Below are 19,888 nucleotides of genomic sequence, written 5' to 3'. Positions count from 1 at the left end.
CAGACGTTTATTTTACTCCGCTTCATATTATTCCTTATTTTTACTTTGTGCAGTGCGGTGTTCTAACGTAACTAAATTAGCAAAAATAACGTATATATTTCTGACCTAATCTTCAATAATCAATGTTGTGTGAACTTAGTAAGGTCCGCTCCTGGCACGGAATGGACATCGTTCAGTCTAGGACTGCACAAAGTCCTTTATGTGCTAATCTAAAATTCCAAATAATTTCAGACAGATATTATCTCCGTGAATCCCTGCCTTCCTGACTGGAAAGCGGGGTTTTTTATTTTTCACGCTGAGACTACTGTATGAATAAACCTGACGGCCTTAAGGCCTTTGAACAACCGCTCGCGTCGCTTCCGTGCACACTTCGCCAGCTTATTCTTGAACGTATCCAGAATCTGACCCATTACGAGCCGGTGATTGGCATCATGGGCAAAAGTGGTGCTGGTAAATCCTCTCTCTGCAACGAACTTTTCCGGGGCGAGGTGTCCCCGGTGAGTGACGTGAACGCCTGTACTCGCGACGTACTGCGCTTCCGGCTGCGCAGCGGTTGTCACAGTCTGGTGATTGTCGATTTACCGGGTGTAGGTGAAAGCGGACGACGGGATCATGAGTACCGGGCCCTGTACCGTCGAATCCTGCCGGAGCTGGATCTGGTGCTGTGGATCATCAAGGCCGATGATAGGGCACTGACCGTGGACGAGCAGTTCTGGCACGGCGTGATGCAACCTTATAGGCAAAAGGTACAGTTTGTGATTAACCAGGCCGACAAAATCGAACCCTGTCATGAATGGGATACTCTCACCAGCAAACCTTCACCGCATCAACTGGGAAATATTAAAGCGAAGCAGGCTGCGATTATGGCGATGTTTAAACCGTATCATCCGGTCTGTGCGGTGTCAGCCCGCACTGGATGGGGCATTGAGGAGATGGTGGCAGCCATGATGCGCTGTCTGCCTGACCGCGCCACCAGCCCGGTGGTGACACAGCTGCAAGGGAGACTCTGCACTGAGCCGGTAAAGTCGCAGGCCCGTGACAGTTTCGGTGACGCTGTGGGCCGGGTTTTCGATACCGCAGAATCATCTTCGTTCCTGTCTGCATCGCTGAAAACGGTGATTCACAGCGTGCGTGATGTGGTGGTGTCGGTCGCACGGGCCGTCTGGGACTGGATATTCTTCTGATATCGAAATTTTCTCTGCGAATGATGAACTGGTTGTTAATGATTTGTTGATTGTGGACACGTCCTTTCCATTGCGTTTTATCATCAACTAAATCAGGAGAAGCATCATTATCTGTCAGACGAGCGCCCACAAGCCCGTGCTGCTCATAAAAAATAGTTCCGATGTTGTCCATACCCTGTCCACCCCTTCCTTTAAAGTAATCATTATTAATTCAGAGAGTTAACTTCTCAGGAGAAATCTTTCATGACGCTTCAGGAGCGGCGACATGACCGGCTTGCCGTCAGGTTGTCGTTGATTATCAGCCGCCTGGTGTCCGGTGAAACTCTGTTTATTCGCAAACTGGCAACTGAATTCGGGGTGTCAGAGCGCACGTTACGTCGTGACTTTCGGGAACGTCTGATGTATCTCGACCTGGACTATTACCAGGGGCAGTGCAGTCTGCGCTCGGATATTCACAGTACGCGGCAGGAAATAGATATTCTGACTTTTGTTCATCGCACGGGGTTGGCCGGGGTTTTCCCGGGCTTTGACCGGCGACTGGTCAGCAGCCTGCTGGACTGTGATGATCGACCATGCCTGGTATGGCATCAGGACAGACCTCATCCTCCGGCAGGAAAGCTTTGCTTCTACAGGCTGGTCAGAGCTATTTCGGGATGTCAGCGGATCACCATTCTGACTGAAGAGGAGCGTCGTGAGGCAGTTGCTCCTTACCGACTAATCGCTCTGGACGGTTATTGGTATCTTGTCGCTGAACATAACAGGCAATTACGTGTCTTCCGGCTGGATGAGATTCATCTGGTAAGGCCATCCCGGGAAACATTTATTCGCAGTGAGCTTCTCCATCAGCTGTCGGAGGATAAACATTTTATCTCTGCCTTACCTCATTTCCGTTTTATTCAGCAACTGCTGAATTCATTTTCTCCCTCAGAAAGTCGGGGGCAATCCGGACAAACTGATTAGAGATGATCTCCATAATTGAATGTAAGGTTAATGCAATGAAAAAATTGAAATTATTGTTTTTACTGCCAGTCATGTTTTTCCCCTTACTTATCGCAGGTAATGCTGACGCAGCACGTCCTTATCGCGGGTTCCTGCCTGCGGCAGTGAATAATAAGAGTGGGAATATATTCTGGTGTGATGCCCACCGACAGGTCAGAAAAATTTGTACAGCGACGGAAGTAGATTCAATGGGATGGTTTATTGTTGTTCGCTCGAAACCTTCCAGAGATTGTCCGGGTGGCCTGTGGGGGTGGATCACTCCCAGTAAAGATGATGTGGCAACAGGGTATACCATTACACCAGGTAAAGAATTCAATCTGACCATGAAGGATATGTGCAGTCCCGATATGAAAGTAACGTTCCGCCCGAATAAAAAGGACCCTAGTTATGACGATCTCGTCGGGATTTATGCAGGGAAAGAAGCGTTTCGCTACAAACAAATAAAATAATCCAACTGTTTTTTCATTACTTTATTGTTTTAAACAACAAAAGCTTTATTACATGATTTGAGGACAACATTATGCGACTGCCTTACGTAATATTTACATTAGCTATGCTGGTTTCTGTATCAACAGCACAGGCTATTCCCAATATGTGGACGAATGGTTTTGGGATGGGCGTGACCGAATATATCATTACCAGCCCGGAGAAGGTGGTGTTTAATCTGAACTGTACTGGCAATCCGGATGCGCAGAATATTCTGCAACACGGTGTTGATCTCACCCTGCCTGATGGAACATCAGTAAGTAGTCATGACGACGGGACGGAAATAACGGTCGTCATGGATAACAGTCAGTATCCGTTACCGTCATTCCTCGGCTGGCGAAACGGTGACAATGCCTGGGTGTCATTTATTGACGCCCTGAGCCAGGCTGCGAATTTTGATGTTTACGTCAACGATAAAAAAGTCGGCACCTTCAGTCCGGGGCTGAAGAATACGCAGAAAGAATTGTCTGACCTCAGTGGCTGCAGAACCACCCATTACAGCGATTAATCTTTCACATTTCAGTCCTCTACAGCCCACAACACACCAACACCAGATAGCAACAGGCCATGCTCCTTCGGGAACATGGCCTTTTTGTTTTCATTTCATTATCAGATAAGGAGTTAGCCATGCGATTAGCCAGCCGCTTTGGCCGTATCAACCAGATACGACGTGACCGGCCTCTGACTCACGAAGAGCTGATGAGCCATGTCCCCAGCGTGTTCGGAAGTGACAAGCATGAATCACGCTCGGACCGTTATACCTACATCCCGACCATCACCATCCTCGAAAGCCTGCAGCGTGAAGGTTTTGAGCCGTTCTTTGCCTGTCAGACGAAGGTTCGTGACCTGAGCAGGCGGGAGCACACCAAACACATGCTTCGCCTGCGTCGTGCCGGTCAACTGACCGGACATCAGGTACCGGAAATCATTTTGCTCAACAGCCATGACGGTTCATCAAGCTATCAGATGCTGCCGGGCCTGTTTCGTGGCGTCTGTACCAACGGCCTGGTCTGCGGTCAGTCATTCGGAGAAGTGCGGGTACCGCATAAAGGCAATGTCGTAGAGAAGGTGATTGAAGGGGCTTACGAAGTGCTCGGGGTCTTTGACCGGGTGGATGAGAAACGCGATGCCATGCAGTCGCTGGCGTTACCAGCCCCGGCCCGTCACGCGCTGGCAAATGCTGCACTGAAGTATCGATTTGGTGAGGAGCACCAGCCGGTCACGGTATCGCAGTTGCTGACCCCACGTCGCCGTGAGGACTACAGCGATGACCTGTGGACCGTCTACCAGCGCGTGCAGGAGAACCTGATGAAAGGTGGATTGTCAGGGCGAACCGCTCAGGGGAAAAGCAGCCGCACCCATGCTGTTACCGGTATTGACGGCGATGTGAAGCTTAATCGTGCCCTGTGGGTAATGGCAGAAAACATGCTCGATTTTTTCGGGCGTTAAACAACAGTTCCGGCATAAGGAGATAGTTTAATGAATACACAAAATAATCAGTTCGCGGAGCATACCGCAATTACTGCCTCAGTGGTCCCGGACGAGTTATGCATCGGCTTCTGGCCGCAGCACTTTGGCTCCATCCCACAATGGATAACCCTTGAACCTCGCATTTTCGCCTGGATGGATCGGCTGTGTGCCGATTACCAAGGTGGTATCTGGCGCTTTTCGACACTCAGCAACGGCGGTGCTTTCATGGCTCCTGAGTCAGAGCACGGTAAGACGTGGGCATTGTTCAACAGCATGAACGGCAACGGCGCGGAACTTACTGGCGAAGCGGCAGGGATAGTCGCCTGCCTAATGGCTTACAGCCACCACGCCTGCCGCACCGAGTGTGACGCTATGACTGGACACTATTATCGCTTACGCGACTACGCGCTAAACCATCCGGAATGCAGCGCCATTATGCATCTTATCGACTAAGGAATGCCTGACATGAATACTGTATTATCCCCAGAGTCATCGCAGCCTGAACTCTGTCCGCTGGCGGTTATGGCCCAGCATAGTTGCCTGCTCCCCGCGACCTCCGGATTGACACCTTATGCCCAACGGACCATTCGACGTGCTATCAACCTGCTGGATAAATATCTGCGCCAGCCCGGCATGTCCTTTACCTCAAGCACGGCTGCCCGTGACTGGCTTCGGTTACAGCTGGCAGGACAAGAACGGGAAGTGTTTATGGTGCTCTATCTCGATAACCAGCACCGTTTACTGGAGAGTGAAACGCTATTTGCCGGTTCGGTTAACCATGTCCAGGTCCATCCCCGTGAGGTAGTGAAGTCAGCGCTTCGCTTCAATGCTGCTGCTGTTGTGCTGGCGCATAACCATCCATCCGGTGATCCGGAGCCCAGCCAATGTGACCGCAACATTACGGGCAGGCTTAAAGAAGCGCTGGCACTGGTTGATGTGAACACTCTCGATCATCTGGTTATCGGTTCAGATGGAATTGTGTCGTTTGCAGAGCGAGGCTGGATATGAGGGCACTTCAATGAAATCTACTGACTCAGAGAACGATTCATTTCTCCAGTGGGGTCTGAATCGTAATGTGACACCTTGCTTTGGCGCTCGTCTGGTACAGGAGGGAAACCGGCTGCACTATCTGGCCGACCGGGCCAGTATCACCGGAAAGTTCAGCGAAGCAGAATGTCTTAAGCTGGATGTGGCATTCCCGCATTTTATCAGCCAGATGGAATCGATGCTGACTACTGGTGAAATGAATCCTCGCCATGCCCACTGTGTCACCCTGTACCACAATGGTTTCACCTGCGAAGCCGATACCCTTGGCAGTTGCGGCTACGTATACATCGCCGTTTACCCCACTCATCGTTAACTACTTTTACAAGAGCAAATATGAAAACTCTACCTGCAACAACTCCGCAGGCGGCGAAGCTATGTCTGTCGCCCGTAACTGTCTGGCAAATGCTGCTTGCACGCCTGCTGGAACAGCATTATGGCCTGACACTCAACGACACGCCGTTCAGTGATGAAACGGTAATTCAGGAACATATCGATGCCGGTATATCTTTGGCTGATGCCGTTAATTTTCTGGTGGAAAAGTACGGGCTGGTTCGTATTGATCGCAGAGGATTCAACTGGGAAGAACAGTCCCCATATCTGCGGGCAGTCGATATTCTGCGGGCGCGACAGGCAACTGGTTTATTGAAAAGAAATCGTATTAGCGCGGCACGGTGAACATTGGGAATAGCCTTCCTGATTCACACTGCAGCTTTCCTTACTTATTTACTCACTCCAAAAAGCACCTGCCGATGCCGGTTGGTGCTTTTACTTATTTGGACGAAATATCATGCAAATAGAAGCTGTAATTTTTACTGGGCACATTATCGCAAGTACAATCCGGGAATGCTGGGCCGTCGTTGTTGATGGTTTTGACGCATGCGGCGAACAAGCTTATGATCCAGCTTAATTTCTTTTCCTCATGAAGGGACTGGTATGGGCAACAGAATGTGGATGATCCGCGGCGATGGCGGCAAGCTCTATGACGATTTTCGCGATAAGCAAATTGTAGGCATCGGTTGGTCTCAGCTGGCTCCATTAGTCAAACCTGGCCTGTCCCGAGCTCAGTTACTCGCCTTATACCAGGAGGCAGATCCCTTAACAAAGCTGGGAACAGCCCGTTCTGGTGCATCGCAGGTCTGGCGTTTTGTGAATGAGATCCAAAAGGGTGATTGGGTTATTACTTATTCGCCAGCCAACCGTACTTATTTGCTAGGCAAAGTTACTTCAGACTTCCAATATCATCCTGAATGGGTGGAAGAGGGGATGGGTATCGCTCGGCAGGTTAAATGGAATACTCAAGAAATCGATCGCGATAGACTGTCTGTTGCTACCAAAAACACATTGGGCTCTACGCTGACGGTTTTCCAGCTTCCGGAATATGCATCAGAAGAGCTTTTACAGGATAAGAAACCCACTGTAGACGCTATTACTCATAATCCAACAGCGACAGATGAAGATGAGGTCGTTTCTGATCCGCTTCGCGATGTGGAGTCGTTGGCGCGTGAAGGTATTAAAGATCGAGTTAATGGGCTCGATCCGAAGGAGATGGAGTATCTGGTTGCAGGAGTTTTACGCAGCATGGGATATAAAACACAGGTGTCTCCTGTGGGTCCAGATCGTGGGAAGGATATCATCGCATCACCTGATGGATTTGGATTTGAGAATCCACGTATCGTCGTTGAGGTAAAACATCGCAGGGAGCAAATGGGGAGTCAGCAGATTCGCAGCTTTATCGGGGGTCGCCATAAAGACGATCGCGGGCTTTATGTCAGTACAGGGGGTTTTACGAAAGATGCTCGATATGAAGCCGACCGTTCGACGATACCACTGACGCTCTGGACACTTGATGATCTCGTCCGTGCGCTTATTGAGAACTACGAACAAGTTGATATCGAGACTAAACTTTTGGTGCCTCTGAAGAAAACGTTCCTGCCTGCCTGAATCTTGCTTCGACAGCTATATTGGTGTTCTACTGATATGGCTTTATACCCACTTTCAATGTCTACTTTTTGTACGGATTTTAACTTGTGGGTACAAGTGCGGGTATAATTACTTATTCCTAATTATAAACTACATTGATATCAGTCTATTGGGTGTGAAATTCGAGTCCGGCCTTCGTCGCCATCAGCTCGCCTTTATCCTGCATATACATCGCCCTCCGCTCCCGCATCGGCGCAATCAACTCCTGCAAACACCCCTCCAGCTCGTTCTTGCACGCCCGGTCACCCAGCCCGCCCGACTGATAGTGCGCCTTCATCGCCGACATTTTCTCCTTGTCCGGATGAAACGCGTCCAGGTAGGTAAACACCACGTTCCCCTCAATCTGCCCCGGATCGCTCACCTTCAGGTGGTTCGGGTCGGTGTACATGGCGCTCACCGCACGATGAATGGTCTCTTCGCTGGCCGAAAGGTGCAGCGTGTTGCCCAGCGATTTCGACATCTTGGCGCTGCCGTCGATACCGGGCAGGCGGCTGGTGTCACTCAGCATCGCCTTGCAGTGGCGCAGCACCGGGGCGGGCAGCAGGCTGTTCATCTTGTGCACAATTTCGTTGGTCTGCTCAATCATCGGCAGCTGGTCGTCGCCGACGGGCACGCACTCAGCCTTAAACGCGGTGATGTCCGCCGCCTGGCTGATGGGGTAGGCCATAAACCCGACCGGCAGCGAGCGGGCAAACCCCTTATGCACAATCTCGTTTTTCACCGTCGGGTTACGCTCCACGCGGGCGACGGTGACGATGTTCATATACAGCATCGTCAGCTCGGCGAGGGCGGGCAGGGCGGACTGCAGGCAGATCGTGGTCAGGTTCGGGTCGATGCCCGCGGCGAGGTAGTCGGCCAGCACTTCGGGAATGTTGTCGCGGATTTTTTGCGGGTTGCTGCCGTTGTCGGTCAGCCCCTGCAGGTCGGCAATCAGCACAAACTGGTTATGCGTCTGCTGTAGCGCCACGCGCTGGCGCAGCGAACCGACGAAATGGCCCAGGTGCAGCGGGCCGGTTGGGCGGTCGCCGGTGAGGATGGTTTGAACGTTCATAAAGACTCCTTAATGTGCAAGTGCCGAAAGGGGTCTTAGAAATGTGAAAGCCGCCTTTCGGCGGCTATCTGAAAATGGGGAAAACTACTCCGAGCCGCCTTTAAGAAGGCAGCCACCAGCGGTTTACGGTGAGCACGGCGTGGTTTATGTTCATCTCTTTACCGTATCACGTCCGGCGCGAAAAACAAAAGGGCTCATTATGCTGCAATCACTCAATCACCTGACCCTCGCGGTCAGCGACCTACAAAAAAGCATCACCTTCTGGCACGAGCTGCTGGGGCTGACGCTCCACGCCCGCTGGAATACCGGGGCCTATCTCACCTGCGGCGATCTGTGGGTCTGCCTGTCGTACGACGAGGCGCGCCAGTATGTGCCGCCGCAGGAGAGCGACTACACCCACTACGCGTTTACCGTCGCAGAAGCGGATTTTGAACCGTTCTCGCACAGGCTGGAGCAGGCGGGCGTCACCGTCTGGAAGCAGAACAAAAGCGAGGGGGCGTCGTTCTATTTTCTCGACCCGGACGGGCACAAGCTGGAGCTGCACGTGGGCAGCCTCGCCGCGCGGCTGGCGGCGTGTCGCGAGAAGCCCTATGCGGGCATGGTGTTTACATCAGACGAGGCTTGAGGCGCGCACCTTCAGCCTGCCTGCCAGCGTCACGTGCGTGGCGGCATCTTCCTGATTGCACAGGTACTCCACCGCCAGCCGTCCCAGCTCGCTGTAGGGCAGCTGGATACTGGTCAGCGGCGGGGTGAGCTGCTCGGAGATCTTCTGGTCGTCGTAGCCCGCCAGCAGCATGTCCTGTGGGATGCGCACGCCGTTCACCGCCAGCGCCTGATAGCAGCCAATCGCCAGCCAGTCGCTGGCGCAGAAGATGGCGTCCGGGCGCTCGGCCAGTTCCAGCAGGGAGGTGGTGGCGGTAAAGGACTCGCTGAACTGCCAGTTGGTCTGGCGCACCAGGCCCTCGTCGCACGCGAGTCCGGCCTGCTGTAATGCCGCCTGATAGCCCGCCAGACGCTGGCGGGAGGCCTCCATCCAGCTCTCCCCGGTAATGTGGGCGATGCGCGTCGCCCCGCAGGCAATCAGGTGTTTAGTGACCTGAAAAGCGTTGGCGTAGTCGTCCGGAATAAACGACGGCAGCAGCGGCGAGCCGGGGTCGCGCTGGTTGAGCAACACCAGTGGGATGCGGGTGCAGTCCTGGAAAGCCGTCATGTCCACCAGCGTGGTGACCGGGGAGGCGAGAATAATCCCGATGCAGTTGCGCTTCTCCAGCTGGCGGATGATGTTCAGCGCCAGCTCGATGTCGTCGCCGTAGTCGTAGACGGTGAGCAGGGTCTCGTTGCGCCACGCCGCTTCCCGCGCCTGGCTGATGGCGTCGATAAACGGGTCGAAGCTCTGCATGGAGCTGACCAGCAGGGCGATCTCTTCCTGGTTGCGCGGGGCGTGAACGGCGGGGAGGCGGTCGTAGCCGAGCTCAGTGGCCACGTTAATCACCCGCTGGCGGGTGTCGTCGCTGAGCTTGATGTTGCGGGACTGGTTAAGCACCAGCGATACCGTCGCCTGCGACACCCCTGCCGCCCGCGCAATATCGTTCATCGTCACTTTCGGTTTTCGCTTCATCCGTCCTCTCCCTTTCGCGAATTCGCATCATACCCTAACCGCGCGCTTACGCGCCGTCGATCACGTTTCTCATTCATCGAAGCGCGAACTTTGTGAAGGCCGTCGCTTTTCGGCGTGCCGTGATTTGCGCATTTATCCCGCAACTAATATTTATTAGCTAAATATTATCAGTAAGAGGACGCGTAATGAAAGAGCAGTGGAGCAGGGAGCAGGCACAGGCGTGGTATGAGCAAAAAGGCTGGCTGTGCGGGTTTAACTATTTGCCGTCGACGGCGGTGAACTGGACCGATATCTGGCAGGAAGAGACCTTCGATGCCGAGACCATCGACCGCGAACTGGGCTGGGCGGCGGAGGCGGGCTACAACACCCTGCGCATCAACCTGCCGTTTATCGTCTGGGAGCATGACCGCGACGGGCTGATGGCGCGCATCGACCGGTTTTTGACCATAGCCGACGGCCGCGGGTTCAGCACCATGCTGACCCTGATGGACGACTGTGGCTTCTCCGGCGACGAGCCGTACCTCGGCCCGCAAAAGCCGCCCGTGCCGGGCAAGCACAACAGCCAGGCGGCGGCGAGCCCGGGGCGGGATAAGGTGTGCGATCCCGACTGCTGGCCGCAGATTGAGCGCTATATCCGCGACGTTGTCCGCCAGTTCCGCGCGGACAAGCGCGTGCTGCTGTGGGATCTCTATAACGAGCCGGGCAACCGCGGTATTTTCGCGACGGGCACGCAGGAGGTGCAGTACGACGCGAAGCTGGAGACCTGCGCGCACGAGTTGATGAAGCTCGCGTTCCAGTGGGTGCGTGAAGAAGACCCTACCCAGCCGCTCACCGTCTGCGCGTGGCGTCTGCCGCCGGAAGAGGAGGGCGAAACATTCTTCCAGCATCCGCTGGACCAGACCGCGCTGGCGCTCTCTGACGTGGTGAGCTTCCACGCCTACACCCATACCGGGCGCATGACGGCGATTATCCAGCAGTTGCAAACGCTCGGTCGTCCGCTGTTCTGCACCGAATGGCTGGCGCGCCACGTGGGCAGCACCATCGAAGAGCAGCTCCCGCTGATGTATGCGGCGAAGGTCGCGCCCTACCAGTGGGGGCTGGTGCGCGGCAAAACCCAGACGTGGCTGCCGTGGCCGGTGGTGATGAAGGAGTCCACGGACTACTGCCGCCTCTGGTTCCACGACGTGTTTGAGGAAAACGGCATTCCGTTCTCACGTCGTGAAATCGCCCTGATGCAGCAGCTGCGCAAGATCGCCCCGAAGGCGCAGGACTAATAATATCGACCCGGCGGTCCACCGCCGGGCAACCAGGCAGGCATATAACAATGGCAATGACAATGAAAATACCGTCTCGCGAGTTGTGGTCTTATTTTGGTTATGGTTTAGGTCAGTGTTTTAGCTTTGGTTTAGTGGGTTCGTTTATTAACTATTTTTACACCGACGTGCTGGGCATTTCGGCGCTGGCGGCGAGTACCATTTTCCTGATTGCCCGCGCGTGGGACGCGGTTCACGATCCGCTTTTTGCCAGCATTATGGACACCATTAACAGCCGGTTCGGCAAGTTTCGCCACTTTTTGCTGATCGCCCCTTTGTTGATCACCGGCGTCACGCTGCTGTCGTTCTATAAAATTGAAGCGGACATGACCACCAAAATCCTCTACGCCGGGGTGACCTACATCCTGTGGGGGACGCTGTATGCCATCTCCGATATTCCGTTCTGGTCGATGTCGTCGGTAATGACCAACGACTCCGCCCAGCGCACCCGCGCGGTGACGGCGGCGATGCTCGGGGTGAACGCCGGGATTGCCTGCGCTAATATCTTCTTCCCGAAGCTGGCGGCGTTTTTCGCCCAGTACAGTAACGACAAAGGTTACTTTATGGCGGCGCTGGTGATGATGCTAGTGGGCCTGCCGCTGATGCTTAACGGCTTTATGCAGATCAAAGAGCGCGTGCCACCGAGCCCGGAAAAGGTGACCATCCGCGATACCTTCCACAACCTGCGTCAGAACAAGCCGCTGTTTATCGTCCTGCTGTCGTTCTTCTTCTGCGTGTTCCATAACGTGGCGGGCGGGCTGTATATCTACTTCTTTATCAACAACCTGGGCGACGGCAGCCTGCAGATGGCGATTGGCGTGATGGGGATTGTCGCGGCAGTGCTGTGCCTGGTCGCCCCGATGCTGACGCGCCGGATGCAGAAGCGGAAGTTGTTTATGATCCTCTGCGGGCTGGACGTGGCGGTGCGCGTGGTGATGTGGTTTGTCGGGTATCAGCAGGTGACGATGCTGTTTATCCTGCTCGGCCTGAGCACCCTGTTTGTGATGATGACCAACATCCTCACCTCGTCGATGATTGCCGACACCATCGAGTACGCGGAGTACCACACCCACAAGCGCTGCGCGGCGATTACCTTCTCCGGGCAGACCTTTACCGGCAAGATGTCGGTGGCGGTGGGCGGCGGGTTAATCGGCGTGTTCCTGACGTTGATTGGCTACGTGCCGCAGGCGCAGATCCAGAGTGAAAGCGTGCTGGAGGGGCTGTTCTTTGGGATTTGCCTGCTGCCGGCGATGGGGTCAGCGATCCGAATGGGCTTTATGTCGCGCTTTACCTTTACCGAGGAGAAGCATGCGGAGATTTGTCGGCTGCTGGCAGAGCGGAACGCGTCTGCGAAAGCGCCGGGTGGCGGCTGCGCCTTACCCGGCCTACAGAAAATTACAGCGACTTCACAAACGCCAGCAGATCTTCGTTGAGCTGGTCCTGGTGGGTCAGCGCAAAGCCGTGCGGCGCGTTGTCGTACACCTTCAGCGTGGCGTTTTTGATCATCTCTGCCGCCAGCTTGCCGGTGCTTTCAAACGGCACGATCTGGTCGTTGCTGCCGTGAATCACCAGCGTCGGCACGTCGATTTTCGCCATATCCGGGCGGAAGTCGGTTTCGCCGAACGCGGTCACGCAGTCGATGGTGCCTTTCAGCGATGCCAGCAGGGCAATGTTCAGCGTCTGGGTCAGGGCACCGGCAGAAACGGTTTGTCCGGCGTTGGTACCGTAGAACGGGGTGGCGAAGTCGCTGATGAACTGGGCGCGATCTTTACGCAGTCCGTCGCGAATGCCGTCGAATACGCTTTGATCCACACCCTGCGGGAAGGAGTCGGATTTACCGAAGATCGGCGTGACCGCGCCCAGCAGCGCCAGACCGGCGACGCGTGAGCTGCCGTAGTTATTGATGTAACGGGTCACGTCGCCGCCGCCCATGGAGAAGCCCACCAGCGTCACGTCGCGCAGATCCAGGGTGGTGATCAGGTCATTGATGTCGGACGCAAAGGTGTCGTAGTCGTAACCGTTCCACGGCTGATCCGAGCGGCCAAACCCGCGACGGTCAAAGGCGATGGCACGGAAGCCGCGCTCGGCCAGGTAGTTCAGCTGGCTGTCCCACATGTCGCCGTCCAGCGGCCAGCCGTGGCTGAAGAGAACCGGTTTACCCGCGCCACAGTCTTTGTAGTAAATCTGCGTGCCGTCTTTTGCCTTAAACGTTGCCATAGTGTGTTCCTGTACAGGTGATGGTTATGGTTATACCGGCGCGACCAGGTAGCGAATAGCCGGTGAGGTTGTGCCCTGATGAAAAGCCAGAACGCGACTCTGCAGCAGGAGGTCATTCATGGTGTGGCGCTCCTGCTGGCGCAGATGCTCAATCCACGAGCCCATCAGGAAGGTCTCGATAAACAGACCGGGGCGCTCGATATCTTCATATACCGCCCAGCTCATCGCCCCAGCGCGGCGGCGCACCCGGCGCAGCTCGTGGACCGCCTCCAGGAAGGCTTTGGCGTGTTGCGGGTCGATGAGGTACTCGTGCGAGACCAGCACCGGGCCGCGTTCGTTTGGCAGGTCAATCTCCACGCCGTCCAGCGGCTGACCGCTCAGGTCGAGGTTCAGGTCCGGATCTTTCTCCAGCTTCCAGCGGAACACCGTCGCGCTCGCCAGCACCATCCCCAGCGTGGCGACAACCAGCGAGGTTGGGGTACCGAACCGGGAGGCGATCTGCCCCCAGAGGGCGCTGCCTGCGGTCATCGAGCCGAAGAACACCGTCAGATACACCGCCAGCGCGCGGGCCTTCACCCAGCGGGCGGCGCTGCGCTGCGCGCCGAGATTGAGGGTGGAGAGCACCGCAATCCACGCGAAGCCGGTGAAAAACTCAAACAGGTTAAGCAGCCAGACGTGGCGCACAAACGCCAGCGCCAGCATGGTGAGGGCAAAGGTCAGGCTGGCGGCCACCATCAGGCGGTCGGCATTCAGCCGCTGGCGCAGGCGCGGCAGCAGAATCGCACCGGCAATCGCCCCCAGGCCAATGCACGCCAGCATTACGCCGTAGCCCGCCGGGCCTAAGCCCAGCTCGCGGCGCGCCACCAGCGGCAGTAACGCCCAGCCCGCGCTGCCGAAAACGAAGAAGGCCACGGTGCGCACCAGCACGTTGCGCAGCACCGGCGCGGCGTGCACGTAGCGAATGCCGGATCGCACCGCCGAGAAGAAATGCTCCGGCGGCAGACGCTGCACGGTCGGGGCCTGACGCCAGCGCCACAGTACCCACGCCACGCCGACCACGGAGAGCGCGTTCAGGGCAAACACCATCCACGGCCCGGCGAGCGACAGCAGAAAACCACCCAGCGCGGGGCCAATCGCCCGGCTGATGTTTACCCCGAGCGAGTTCAGCGCCACGGCGGCACCCAGCTCGGGCTTGCTCACCAGGTCCGGCACCACGGCCTGAAACGGCGGCGAGCTCATCGCCGCGCCGACGCTCAGTAGAAACGTCGCCACCAGCAGAACGGCGGGGGTGACGTGTCCGGTGAAAGAGAGCACCGTCAGCCCGGCGGCAGCGATAAACACCCACAGCTGGGAGAAGAGCAGGTATTTACGTCGGTCGACGATATCCGCCATTACCCCGGACGGCAGGGCGAAGAGGAACATCGGCAGGCTGCTGGCGGCCTGCACCAGCGCGATGTCCAGCGGATCGGCGCTCAGGGTCAGCATGCTCCAGTTGATGCCGACGTCGCTCATCCATGAGCCGACGTTAGAGACCACCGTGGCGATCCACAGCATCCTGAACACCGGCTGGCTTAGCGGCTGCCAGGGCGAAACCGTTGATGTGTGCGTCGTCTCGACGTGTGCGTCGCGAACGTCGTTAACCTGGGTCATGCGAACCTCTCCGCTGCCTTACGCTGCAATCGCCACTGGCCCGGGCCGGTGAGGGCAAGGGTGGTAAAGATAATCAGCAACAGCCAGCCAAACTGCCCTTCGGCAATCGACCAGTTCGGGTGCACCGCCAGCATCGCCACCAGCAGCACGGCGATAATCGGCAGGCACGCCAGGCGGGTATACACGCCCGCAATGATAAACAGCGGGCAAATTACCTCGGCGACGATGGCCGGGATCAGGCTGGCATAGGGCCCGAAGCCGAACGGATCTTCAATGCGCGTCAGCTCTTCACTGAAGTGCAGCACCTTTGGCAGGCCGTGCACGTACAGCAGCAGCAGGCTGCCGGTCAGGCGCAGGAAGAACAGCCCCAGGTCAACCCGGGGCGGAGCAAGCGTGTTTTTCATCAGAATGCAAAGCAGCTGCAGCCCAGCGCCCCCCAGAAAGCGTTATCGTCGGACACCGGCATTTCTGACGTGCGGGCAAAATCATGCTGGTGGCTGTGGACCCCGCACGGGCCGCTGCAGTGGTGAACGGCGCTCATGCCCACGCGTGCGGCCTGCGGCGGCGCGCTGCGGTAGTGGCCCGGTACTTTCACGGCCGGGGACCAGTCGGGCAGAACCGGAATGGCGGGCGGCGCGAGCGGGCCAAAGGTGCCTGCCGCGTAGACGATATCGCCGTTGACCACCGTCAGGACGGACTCGATGCCCTTGATCTCCTCTTCCGGCACGCGGAAGTAGTCTTTGCTGAGTACGGCCAGGTCGGCGAGCTGGCCGACCTTGATCTGCCCCTTCTGATTCTGCTCGCTGGAGAACCACGCGCTGCCCTGGGTCCAGAGCATCAGGGCGGTATCGCGATCCAGACGGGCGCTGTGGTCGTACATCTGCATCCCGCCGACGGTACGGCCGGAGACCAGCCAGTAGAGCGCGGTCCACGGGTTGTAGCTCGCCACGCGGGTGGCGTCGGTGCCTAAGCCCACCGGTACCCCGGTCTCCAGCATTTTCGCCACCGGCGGTGTATGGCGGGTGGCTTCGATACCGTAACGTTCGGCAAAGTACTCGCCCTGGAAGGCCATACGGTGCTGGACGGCAATGCCGCCCCCGAGCGCTTTGATGCGGTCGATGTTGGCCTGGGTGACGGTTTCCGCGTGGTCAAAGAACCAGTGCAGGCCGTTGAACGGAATGTCGCGGTTCACCTTCTCGAAGACGTCCAGCATGCGGCTGATGGATTCGTTATAGGTGGCGTGCAGGCGGAACGGCCAGCGGTGCTCCACCAGGTGGCGCACCACGCGCTCCAGCTCGTCCTCCATGCCCGGCGCGAGATCCGGGCGGGGTTCGAGGAAATCTTCAAAATCGGCGGCGGAGAAGACCAGCATCTCGCCCGCGCCGTTATGGCGGAAGAAGTCGCTGCCCTGGCCCGGCGTGAGCATGTCGGTCCATTTCTCAAAGTCCTCCAGCTCGTGGCCCGGACGCTGGGTAAACAGGTTGTAGGCGATGCGGATGGTCATCTGCTTTTTCTCGTGCAGCTCGGCAATCACCTCGTAATCTTCCGGGTAGTTCTGGAAGCCGCCGCCCGCGTCGATGGCGCTGGTCAGCCCCAGACGGTTCAGCTCGCGCATGAACTGACGGGTGGAGTTAACCTGCTGCTCCAGCGGCAGCTTCGGTCCTTTGGCCAGCGTGGCGTAGAGGATCATGGCGTTCGGGCGCGCAATCAGCATCCCGGTTGGGTTGCCGTTGGCGTCACGCTGGATCTCGCCGCCCGGCGGGTTCGGCGTGTCTTTGGTATAGCCGACCACCTTCAGCGCGGCGCGGTTGAGCAGGGCGCGGTCGTAGAGGTGCAGGATGAAAACCGGGGTGTCCGGGGCGGCGGCGTTGATCTCGTCCAGCGTCGGCATGCGGCGTTCGGCAAACTGGAACTCGGTCCAGCCGCCCACCACGCGTACCCACTGCGGCGACGGCGTGCGCAGAGCCTGCTCTTTCAGCATCCGCAGGGCATCGGCCAGCGACGGCACGCCTTCCCAGCGCAGCTCGAGGTTGTAGTTCAGCCCGCCGCGAATGAGGTGCAGGTGCGAATCGTTCAGCCCGGGGATGGCGGTGTGGCCTTTCAAATCGACCACTTTCGTACCGTCGCAGTGATGTTGCATCACCTCAGCGACGGTACCCACTTCCAGAAATTTTCCATCGCGCACGGCAACGGCTTCCGCGATGGGGTTCTCGCGATCGACGGTATGAAACTGGCCATTAACCAGAATGAGATCGGCTTTACCGAGGGTAACCATAACTGCTCCTGACTGAGAGGGGAATGGTCAGGATTATGGGAACCGGTTTCGGCAAAGATCCAGTTATACAATAGGATAGGTATACCAAAGTATAACTATACCTAAGGTTAACTATACGAAGAGATAATTACGCCCAGGGGCGATAAACCGCAGGATGAGCGTGACTTTATCGCCGTGCGCTCACGGCGATTTCACCCTTAACCACTGGAAAATGCTATGACCTCTTCAAAGCTCGAAGTGTTAACCCCTGCGAACTGTCAGATAATCTTTATCGATCACCAGCCACAGATGGCGTTTGGCGTGCAGTCTATTGACCGCCAGGTGCTGAAAAATAACACCGTGGCGCTGGCGAAAGCGGCGAAAGTCTTCAATATCCCGACCATCATCACCACCGTAGAGACCGAAAGCTTCTCCGGTAACACCTATCCGGAACTGCTGGACGTGTTCCCGGGCCAGGACATTCTGGAGCGTACCTCCATGAACTCCTGGGACGACCAGAAAGTGCGTGACGCGCTGAAGGCCAACGGCAAGAAGAAAGTCGTGGTAGCAGGTCTGTGGACCGAAGTGTGCAACAACAGCTTTGCCCTGTGCGCGATGCTGGAAGGCGATTATGAAATTTACATGGTGGCGGATGCCTCCGGCGGCACGTCAAAAGAAGCCCACGACTTCGCGATGCAGCGCATGATCCAGGCGGGCGTGATCCCGGTGACCTGGCAGCAGGTCATGCTGGAGTGGCAGCGCGACTGGGCGCGTAAAGAGACCTACACCGCGGTAATGGATATCGTGCGCGAGCACTCTGGCGCGTACGGCATGGGCGTCGATTACGCCTACACCATGGTGCACAAAGCGCCATCTCGCCAGAAGAGCGAGCACCGCACCTTAGCGCCGGTCCCGGCTCGCTAAGCCCTGTCGGCGGGCTGGTCCCTCATCCGGCTCGCCGCTGCTTTTTTCTCTGGAGTTCACAATGAGTACTGGGCTGATATCCCTTGCGGCAGGCGTGTTGATTGGCCTGATGTATGCCGTGCTGAAGGTGCGCTCCCCCGCGCCGCCCGCGCTGGCGCTGATTGGCCTGCTGGGGATGCTGGCGGGTGAACAGGCGACGCGGCATCTGTTATCCCGCGACAGTGCGCCTGCACAGGTCACCGTTCCGGCAGCACCGCAGACAGGAGCATCGTCATGAAAGCATGGATTATTTCGCTGGTGTGCGGCGTGGTAGCTGGGGTAATTTACGCTCTGCTCGACGTCCATTCGCCGGCACCGCCGGTTGTCGCCCTGCTTGGCCTGTTTGGCATGCTGGTGGGGGAGCAGCTCATCCCGGTGGGACGACGCTTAATGAGTCGCGAACCGCTGACCCTCGCCTGGTTTCGTCACGAATGCGTACCGAAAATCAGCGGCACGGCGCCCCCGGCGCCCGCGAAGGACACGCGCGACGTTTAATGATTTGTGAGAGGAAAGACCGCATGACGCTGCCGTGGCGCATTGCCATCATTGATGACGAACGTTCCGTCCGCAGCGGGTTGAGTAATCTCCTGGAGTCGGAAGGGTATTCGACCGATACGTTTGATTCGGCTGAGGGGTTCCTGAGCCATCCTCTCGCGCTGTCCGGCGCGGCGCTGGTGATCACCGATATCAAGCTGCGAGGCATGAGCGGCCTTGAGCTGTTCGACAAGCTGCGGCTGCTGGCCGTACCGCCACCCCCTGTACTCTTTATCTCCGGTCATGCTGATGAAAATATGCAGCGGTACGCCCTCAGTCTGGGCGCCGCTGCATTTTTGCGTAAGCCGATTAACATCGATATTCTGCTGGATCATATTCAGCGGGAGCTGGCCCGCCGACAATAAGGATCGCGGATGAACGAAAACGAGCAGCCTGCATTCTGGCCCGCCCAGGGAAATCTTCATCAGGGGCGGGTTTTTGTCCTTAAAGAGGATGTGATTTTTACCGTGCTGGCGCAGGAGGGCGGCATCGCCTGGATGAACGCACGTCATCCCCATTCCGGCGGCTCCTTCATCATTGCCACCGCGGTGAGCGACGAAGAGGAAGAGCGGGCCACCCGGCTGCTGAAAAACGAGTTTGCGCTGCGCGACGTGCTCCAGGACAGCTGGGCCATTCGCGCCGTCGCCTCTACCCAGTATCGGGGGCGTTTCGCGCTGGTTTACGCCCCGTTTTCGTTTGAGCTGCTGGCGCGACGCGCGGGCAGGGCGATCTCCGGGATTGCGCGCTTTATCGAGCTGGCGATCCAGATCTGCGCCCCCCTGCGCCAGATGCATCTGCAAAACCTGATCCACGGCGATATCAAACCCGGCAGTATTTTTGTTTATCACGATGCCACCTGCCGTCTGGGCAGCTTTGGTCTCTCCTGCCGTTTTTCCGATGCCTTCTCGCAGACCCGTCTTACCGTTTCAGGCGGTACTCCCGCCTGGATGTCGCCGGAACATACCACCCGCACCCGGCGCCCCGTCGACAGCCGCAGCGATCTCTACAGCCTCGGCATGGTGCTGTATGAACTTCTGACCGGACGCCTGCCGTTTGAACTGGGCGCGGACGATCAGACCAACTGGGCGCACTACCATATTGCCTCGGAGCCGCTGGCCCCGG

23 protein-coding genes and 1 pseudogene are annotated in these 19,888 nt (G+C 57.1%); 18 read left to right on the top strand and 6 right to left on the bottom strand.

All coding sequences use genetic code 11. The annotated features are described in order from the left end of the window. Window positions 1-308 precede the first annotated feature (308 nt). The 10 genes from A4308_RS00120 to A4308_RS00075 all read left to right on the top strand — a co-directional run bounded on the left by A4308_RS00120 (window position 309) and on the right by A4308_RS00075 (window position 7,127). On the top strand, window positions 309-1,184 hold the full coding sequence (locus A4308_RS00120) for a GTPase family protein (RefSeq protein ID WP_063308414.1): 876 nt from the start codon (window positions 309-311) through the stop codon (window positions 1,182-1,184). Between the two features lie 243 nt (window positions 1,185-1,427). Continuing rightward, complete coding sequence (locus tag A4308_RS00115) at window positions 1,428-2,144, top strand: helix-turn-helix transcriptional regulator (protein ID WP_063308413.1); 717 nt, start codon at window positions 1,428-1,430, stop codon at window positions 2,142-2,144. A gap of 35 nt (window positions 2,145-2,179) precedes the next feature. Continuing rightward, the gene (locus A4308_RS00110; RefSeq protein WP_082826293.1) at window positions 2,180-2,632 is read left to right on the top strand and encodes a hypothetical protein; all 453 of its coding nucleotides are present in this window, start codon (window positions 2,180-2,182) and stop codon (window positions 2,630-2,632) included. Between the two features lie 71 nt (window positions 2,633-2,703). After that, window positions 2,704-3,177 carry a hypothetical protein gene (locus tag A4308_RS00105; RefSeq protein WP_063308411.1) on the top strand — a complete coding sequence of 158 codons (474 nt, stop codon included), beginning with the start codon at window positions 2,704-2,706 and terminating at the stop codon, window positions 3,175-3,177. A 119-nt stretch (window positions 3,178-3,296) separates the two neighbouring features. Beyond that, complete coding sequence (locus A4308_RS00100) at window positions 3,297-4,118, top strand: DUF932 domain-containing protein (RefSeq protein ID WP_063308410.1); 822 nt, start codon at window positions 3,297-3,299, stop codon at window positions 4,116-4,118. Between the two features lie 30 nt (window positions 4,119-4,148). Then, a complete protein-coding gene (locus A4308_RS00095) occupies window positions 4,149-4,592 on the top strand; it encodes an antirestriction protein (protein WP_063308409.1) in 444 nt (147 codons plus the stop codon). Window positions 4,593-4,604: 12 nt separating this feature from the next. Continuing rightward, complete coding sequence (radC, locus tag A4308_RS00090) at window positions 4,605-5,147, top strand: RadC family protein (protein ID WP_063308408.1); 543 nt, start codon at window positions 4,605-4,607, stop codon at window positions 5,145-5,147. A gap of 10 nt (window positions 5,148-5,157) precedes the next feature. After that, window positions 5,158-5,499 carry a type IV toxin-antitoxin system YeeU family antitoxin gene (locus A4308_RS00085; RefSeq protein WP_063308407.1) on the top strand — a complete coding sequence of 114 codons (342 nt, stop codon included), beginning with the start codon at window positions 5,158-5,160 and terminating at the stop codon, window positions 5,497-5,499. Between the two features lie 20 nt (window positions 5,500-5,519). Further along, entirely contained in the window at window positions 5,520-5,861 is a 342-nt protein-coding gene (locus tag A4308_RS00080; protein WP_063308406.1) for a TA system toxin CbtA family protein, read from the top strand. Window positions 5,862-6,119: 258 nt separating this feature from the next. Next, window positions 6,120-7,127: a restriction endonuclease gene (locus tag A4308_RS00075; RefSeq protein ID WP_017880110.1), complete on the top strand. Its 1,008-nt coding sequence runs from the start codon at window positions 6,120-6,122 to the stop codon at window positions 7,125-7,127. A 145-nt stretch (window positions 7,128-7,272) separates the two neighbouring features. Here A4308_RS00075 and trpS read toward each other — a convergent pair whose 3' ends face one another. Beyond that, on the bottom strand, window positions 7,273-8,217 hold the full coding sequence (trpS, locus tag A4308_RS00070) for a tryptophan--tRNA ligase (RefSeq protein WP_063308405.1): 945 nt from the start codon (window positions 8,215-8,217) through the stop codon (window positions 7,273-7,275). Between the two features lie 199 nt (window positions 8,218-8,416). Here trpS and fosA point away from each other — a divergent pair, with 199 nt between their 5' ends. Beyond that, complete coding sequence (fosA, locus tag A4308_RS00065) at window positions 8,417-8,842, top strand: FosA/FosA2 family fosfomycin resistance glutathione transferase (protein ID WP_045134374.1); 426 nt, start codon at window positions 8,417-8,419, stop codon at window positions 8,840-8,842. On the opposite strand, the gene A4308_RS00060 is transcribed toward fosA, so the two are convergent. Next, entirely contained in the window at window positions 8,828-9,835 is a 1,008-nt protein-coding gene (locus A4308_RS00060; protein WP_045134373.1) for a LacI family DNA-binding transcriptional regulator, read from the bottom strand. The genes fosA and A4308_RS00060 overlap by 15 nt on opposite strands. A 185-nt stretch (window positions 9,836-10,020) precedes the next feature. On the opposite strand from A4308_RS00060, the gene A4308_RS00055 reads away from it, so the two are divergent. Both A4308_RS00055 and A4308_RS00050 read left to right on the top strand, forming a co-directional pair. After that, window positions 10,021-11,109, top strand: coding sequence for a cellulase family glycosylhydrolase (locus A4308_RS00055; RefSeq protein ID WP_045134372.1), 1,089 nt, complete (start codon window positions 10,021-10,023; stop codon window positions 11,107-11,109). Between the two features lie 50 nt (window positions 11,110-11,159). Next, window positions 11,160-12,581, top strand: a complete 1,422-nt coding sequence (locus A4308_RS00050) for an MFS transporter (protein ID WP_045134371.1) — start codon at window positions 11,160-11,162, stop codon at window positions 12,579-12,581. Here the strand turns inward: A4308_RS00050 and A4308_RS00045 are convergent. The 4 genes from A4308_RS00045 to A4308_RS00030 are packed head-to-tail and all read right to left on the bottom strand — an operon-like array spanning window position 12,544 to window position 17,290. Next, on the bottom strand, window positions 12,544-13,365 hold the full coding sequence (locus A4308_RS00045; RefSeq protein ID WP_014882377.1) for an alpha/beta fold hydrolase: 822 nt from the start codon (window positions 13,363-13,365) through the stop codon (window positions 12,544-12,546). The genes A4308_RS00050 and A4308_RS00045 overlap by 38 nt on opposite strands. A 30-nt stretch (window positions 13,366-13,395) precedes the next feature. Next, on the bottom strand, window positions 13,396-15,015 hold the full coding sequence (locus tag A4308_RS00040) for an MFS transporter (RefSeq protein WP_023331926.1): 1,620 nt from the start codon (window positions 15,013-15,015) through the stop codon (window positions 13,396-13,398). Then, window positions 15,012-15,419, bottom strand: coding sequence for a DoxX family protein (locus A4308_RS00035; RefSeq protein ID WP_014882379.1), 408 nt, complete (start codon window positions 15,417-15,419; stop codon window positions 15,012-15,014). The genes A4308_RS00040 and A4308_RS00035 overlap by 4 nt, the downstream gene beginning before the upstream one ends. Continuing rightward, window positions 15,419-17,290, bottom strand: a complete 1,872-nt coding sequence (locus A4308_RS00030) for an amidohydrolase (RefSeq protein WP_063308404.1) — start codon at window positions 17,288-17,290, stop codon at window positions 15,419-15,421. The genes A4308_RS00035 and A4308_RS00030 overlap by 1 nt, the downstream gene beginning before the upstream one ends. Window positions 17,291-17,506: 216 nt before the next feature. On the opposite strand from A4308_RS00030, the gene A4308_RS00025 reads away from it, so the two are divergent. The 5 genes and pseudogenes from A4308_RS00025 to A4308_RS00005 all read left to right on the top strand — a co-directional run. After that, on the top strand, window positions 17,507-18,193 hold the full coding sequence (locus A4308_RS00025) for a hydrolase (protein ID WP_023331928.1): 687 nt from the start codon (window positions 17,507-17,509) through the stop codon (window positions 18,191-18,193). Between the two features lie 61 nt (window positions 18,194-18,254). Further along, a complete protein-coding gene (locus A4308_RS00020; protein WP_014882382.1) occupies window positions 18,255-18,470 on the top strand; it encodes a DUF1427 family protein in 216 nt (71 codons plus the stop codon). Then, window positions 18,467-18,727 (top strand): XapX domain-containing protein, encoded by a 261-nt coding sequence (locus A4308_RS00015; protein WP_014882383.1) that lies wholly within the window; start codon window positions 18,467-18,469, stop codon window positions 18,725-18,727. Before A4308_RS00020 ends, A4308_RS00015 begins: the two co-directional genes overlap by 4 nt. A 23-nt stretch (window positions 18,728-18,750) precedes the next feature. Next, window positions 18,751-19,131 carry a response regulator transcription factor gene (locus tag A4308_RS00010; RefSeq protein ID WP_014882384.1) on the top strand — a complete coding sequence of 127 codons (381 nt, stop codon included), beginning with the start codon at window positions 18,751-18,753 and terminating at the stop codon, window positions 19,129-19,131. Window positions 19,132-19,140: 9 nt separating this feature from the next. After that, window positions 19,141-19,887: pseudogene (locus tag A4308_RS00005) on the top strand (serine/threonine protein kinase); the annotation flags it as partial. Window position 19,888: the final 1 nt, after the last annotated feature.

Origin of the sequence: Enterobacter sp. ODB01, assembly GCF_001623605.1 — a bacterium.
Lineage (GTDB): Bacteria > Pseudomonadota > Gammaproteobacteria > Enterobacterales > Enterobacteriaceae > Enterobacter > Enterobacter kobei.
The sequence above is the reverse complement of the archived record's forward strand: the minus strand, read 5'-3'. Positions and strand labels throughout refer to the sequence as shown.

Coding starts and splice junctions, on each gene's coding strand:
- A4308_RS00120 (WP_063308414.1), top strand. CDS start 309: ATGAATAAACCTGACGGCCTTAAGGCCTTTGAACAACCGCTCGCGTCG.
- A4308_RS00115 (WP_063308413.1), top strand. CDS start 1,428: ATGACGCTTCAGGAGCGGCGACATGACCGGCTTGCCGTCAGGTTGTCG.
- A4308_RS00085 (WP_063308407.1), top strand. CDS start 5,158: ATGAAATCTACTGACTCAGAGAACGATTCATTTCTCCAGTGGGGTCTG.
- A4308_RS00080 (WP_063308406.1), top strand. CDS start 5,520: ATGAAAACTCTACCTGCAACAACTCCGCAGGCGGCGAAGCTATGTCTG.
- A4308_RS00020 (WP_014882382.1), top strand. CDS start 18,255: ATGAGTACTGGGCTGATATCCCTTGCGGCAGGCGTGTTGATTGGCCTG.
- A4308_RS00050 (WP_045134371.1), top strand. CDS start 11,160: ATGGCAATGACAATGAAAATACCGTCTCGCGAGTTGTGGTCTTATTTT.
- A4308_RS00045 (WP_014882377.1), bottom strand. CDS start 13,365: ATGGCAACGTTTAAGGCAAAAGACGGCACGCAGATTTACTACAAAGAC.
- A4308_RS00060 (WP_045134373.1), bottom strand. CDS start 9,835: ATGAAGCGAAAACCGAAAGTGACGATGAACGATATTGCGCGGGCGGCA.
- radC (WP_063308408.1), top strand. CDS start 4,605: ATGAATACTGTATTATCCCCAGAGTCATCGCAGCCTGAACTCTGTCCG.
- A4308_RS00075 (WP_017880110.1), top strand. CDS start 6,120: ATGGGCAACAGAATGTGGATGATCCGCGGCGATGGCGGCAAGCTCTAT.
- A4308_RS00030 (WP_063308404.1), bottom strand. CDS start 17,290: ATGGTTACCCTCGGTAAAGCCGATCTCATTCTGGTTAATGGCCAGTTT.
- fosA (WP_045134374.1), top strand. CDS start 8,417: ATGCTGCAATCACTCAATCACCTGACCCTCGCGGTCAGCGACCTACAA.
- A4308_RS00100 (WP_063308410.1), top strand. CDS start 3,297: ATGCGATTAGCCAGCCGCTTTGGCCGTATCAACCAGATACGACGTGAC.
- A4308_RS00015 (WP_014882383.1), top strand. CDS start 18,467: ATGAAAGCATGGATTATTTCGCTGGTGTGCGGCGTGGTAGCTGGGGTA.
- A4308_RS00040 (WP_023331926.1), bottom strand. CDS start 15,015: ATGACCCAGGTTAACGACGTTCGCGACGCACACGTCGAGACGACGCAC.
- A4308_RS00010 (WP_014882384.1), top strand. CDS start 18,751: ATGACGCTGCCGTGGCGCATTGCCATCATTGATGACGAACGTTCCGTC.
- A4308_RS00025 (WP_023331928.1), top strand. CDS start 17,507: ATGACCTCTTCAAAGCTCGAAGTGTTAACCCCTGCGAACTGTCAGATA.
- A4308_RS00105 (WP_063308411.1), top strand. CDS start 2,704: ATGCGACTGCCTTACGTAATATTTACATTAGCTATGCTGGTTTCTGTA.
- A4308_RS00055 (WP_045134372.1), top strand. CDS start 10,021: ATGAAAGAGCAGTGGAGCAGGGAGCAGGCACAGGCGTGGTATGAGCAA.
- trpS (WP_063308405.1), bottom strand. CDS start 8,217: ATGAACGTTCAAACCATCCTCACCGGCGACCGCCCAACCGGCCCGCTG.
- A4308_RS00035 (WP_014882379.1), bottom strand. CDS start 15,419: ATGAAAAACACGCTTGCTCCGCCCCGGGTTGACCTGGGGCTGTTCTTC.
- A4308_RS00110 (WP_082826293.1), top strand. CDS start 2,180: ATGAAAAAATTGAAATTATTGTTTTTACTGCCAGTCATGTTTTTCCCC.
- A4308_RS00095 (WP_063308409.1), top strand. CDS start 4,149: ATGAATACACAAAATAATCAGTTCGCGGAGCATACCGCAATTACTGCC.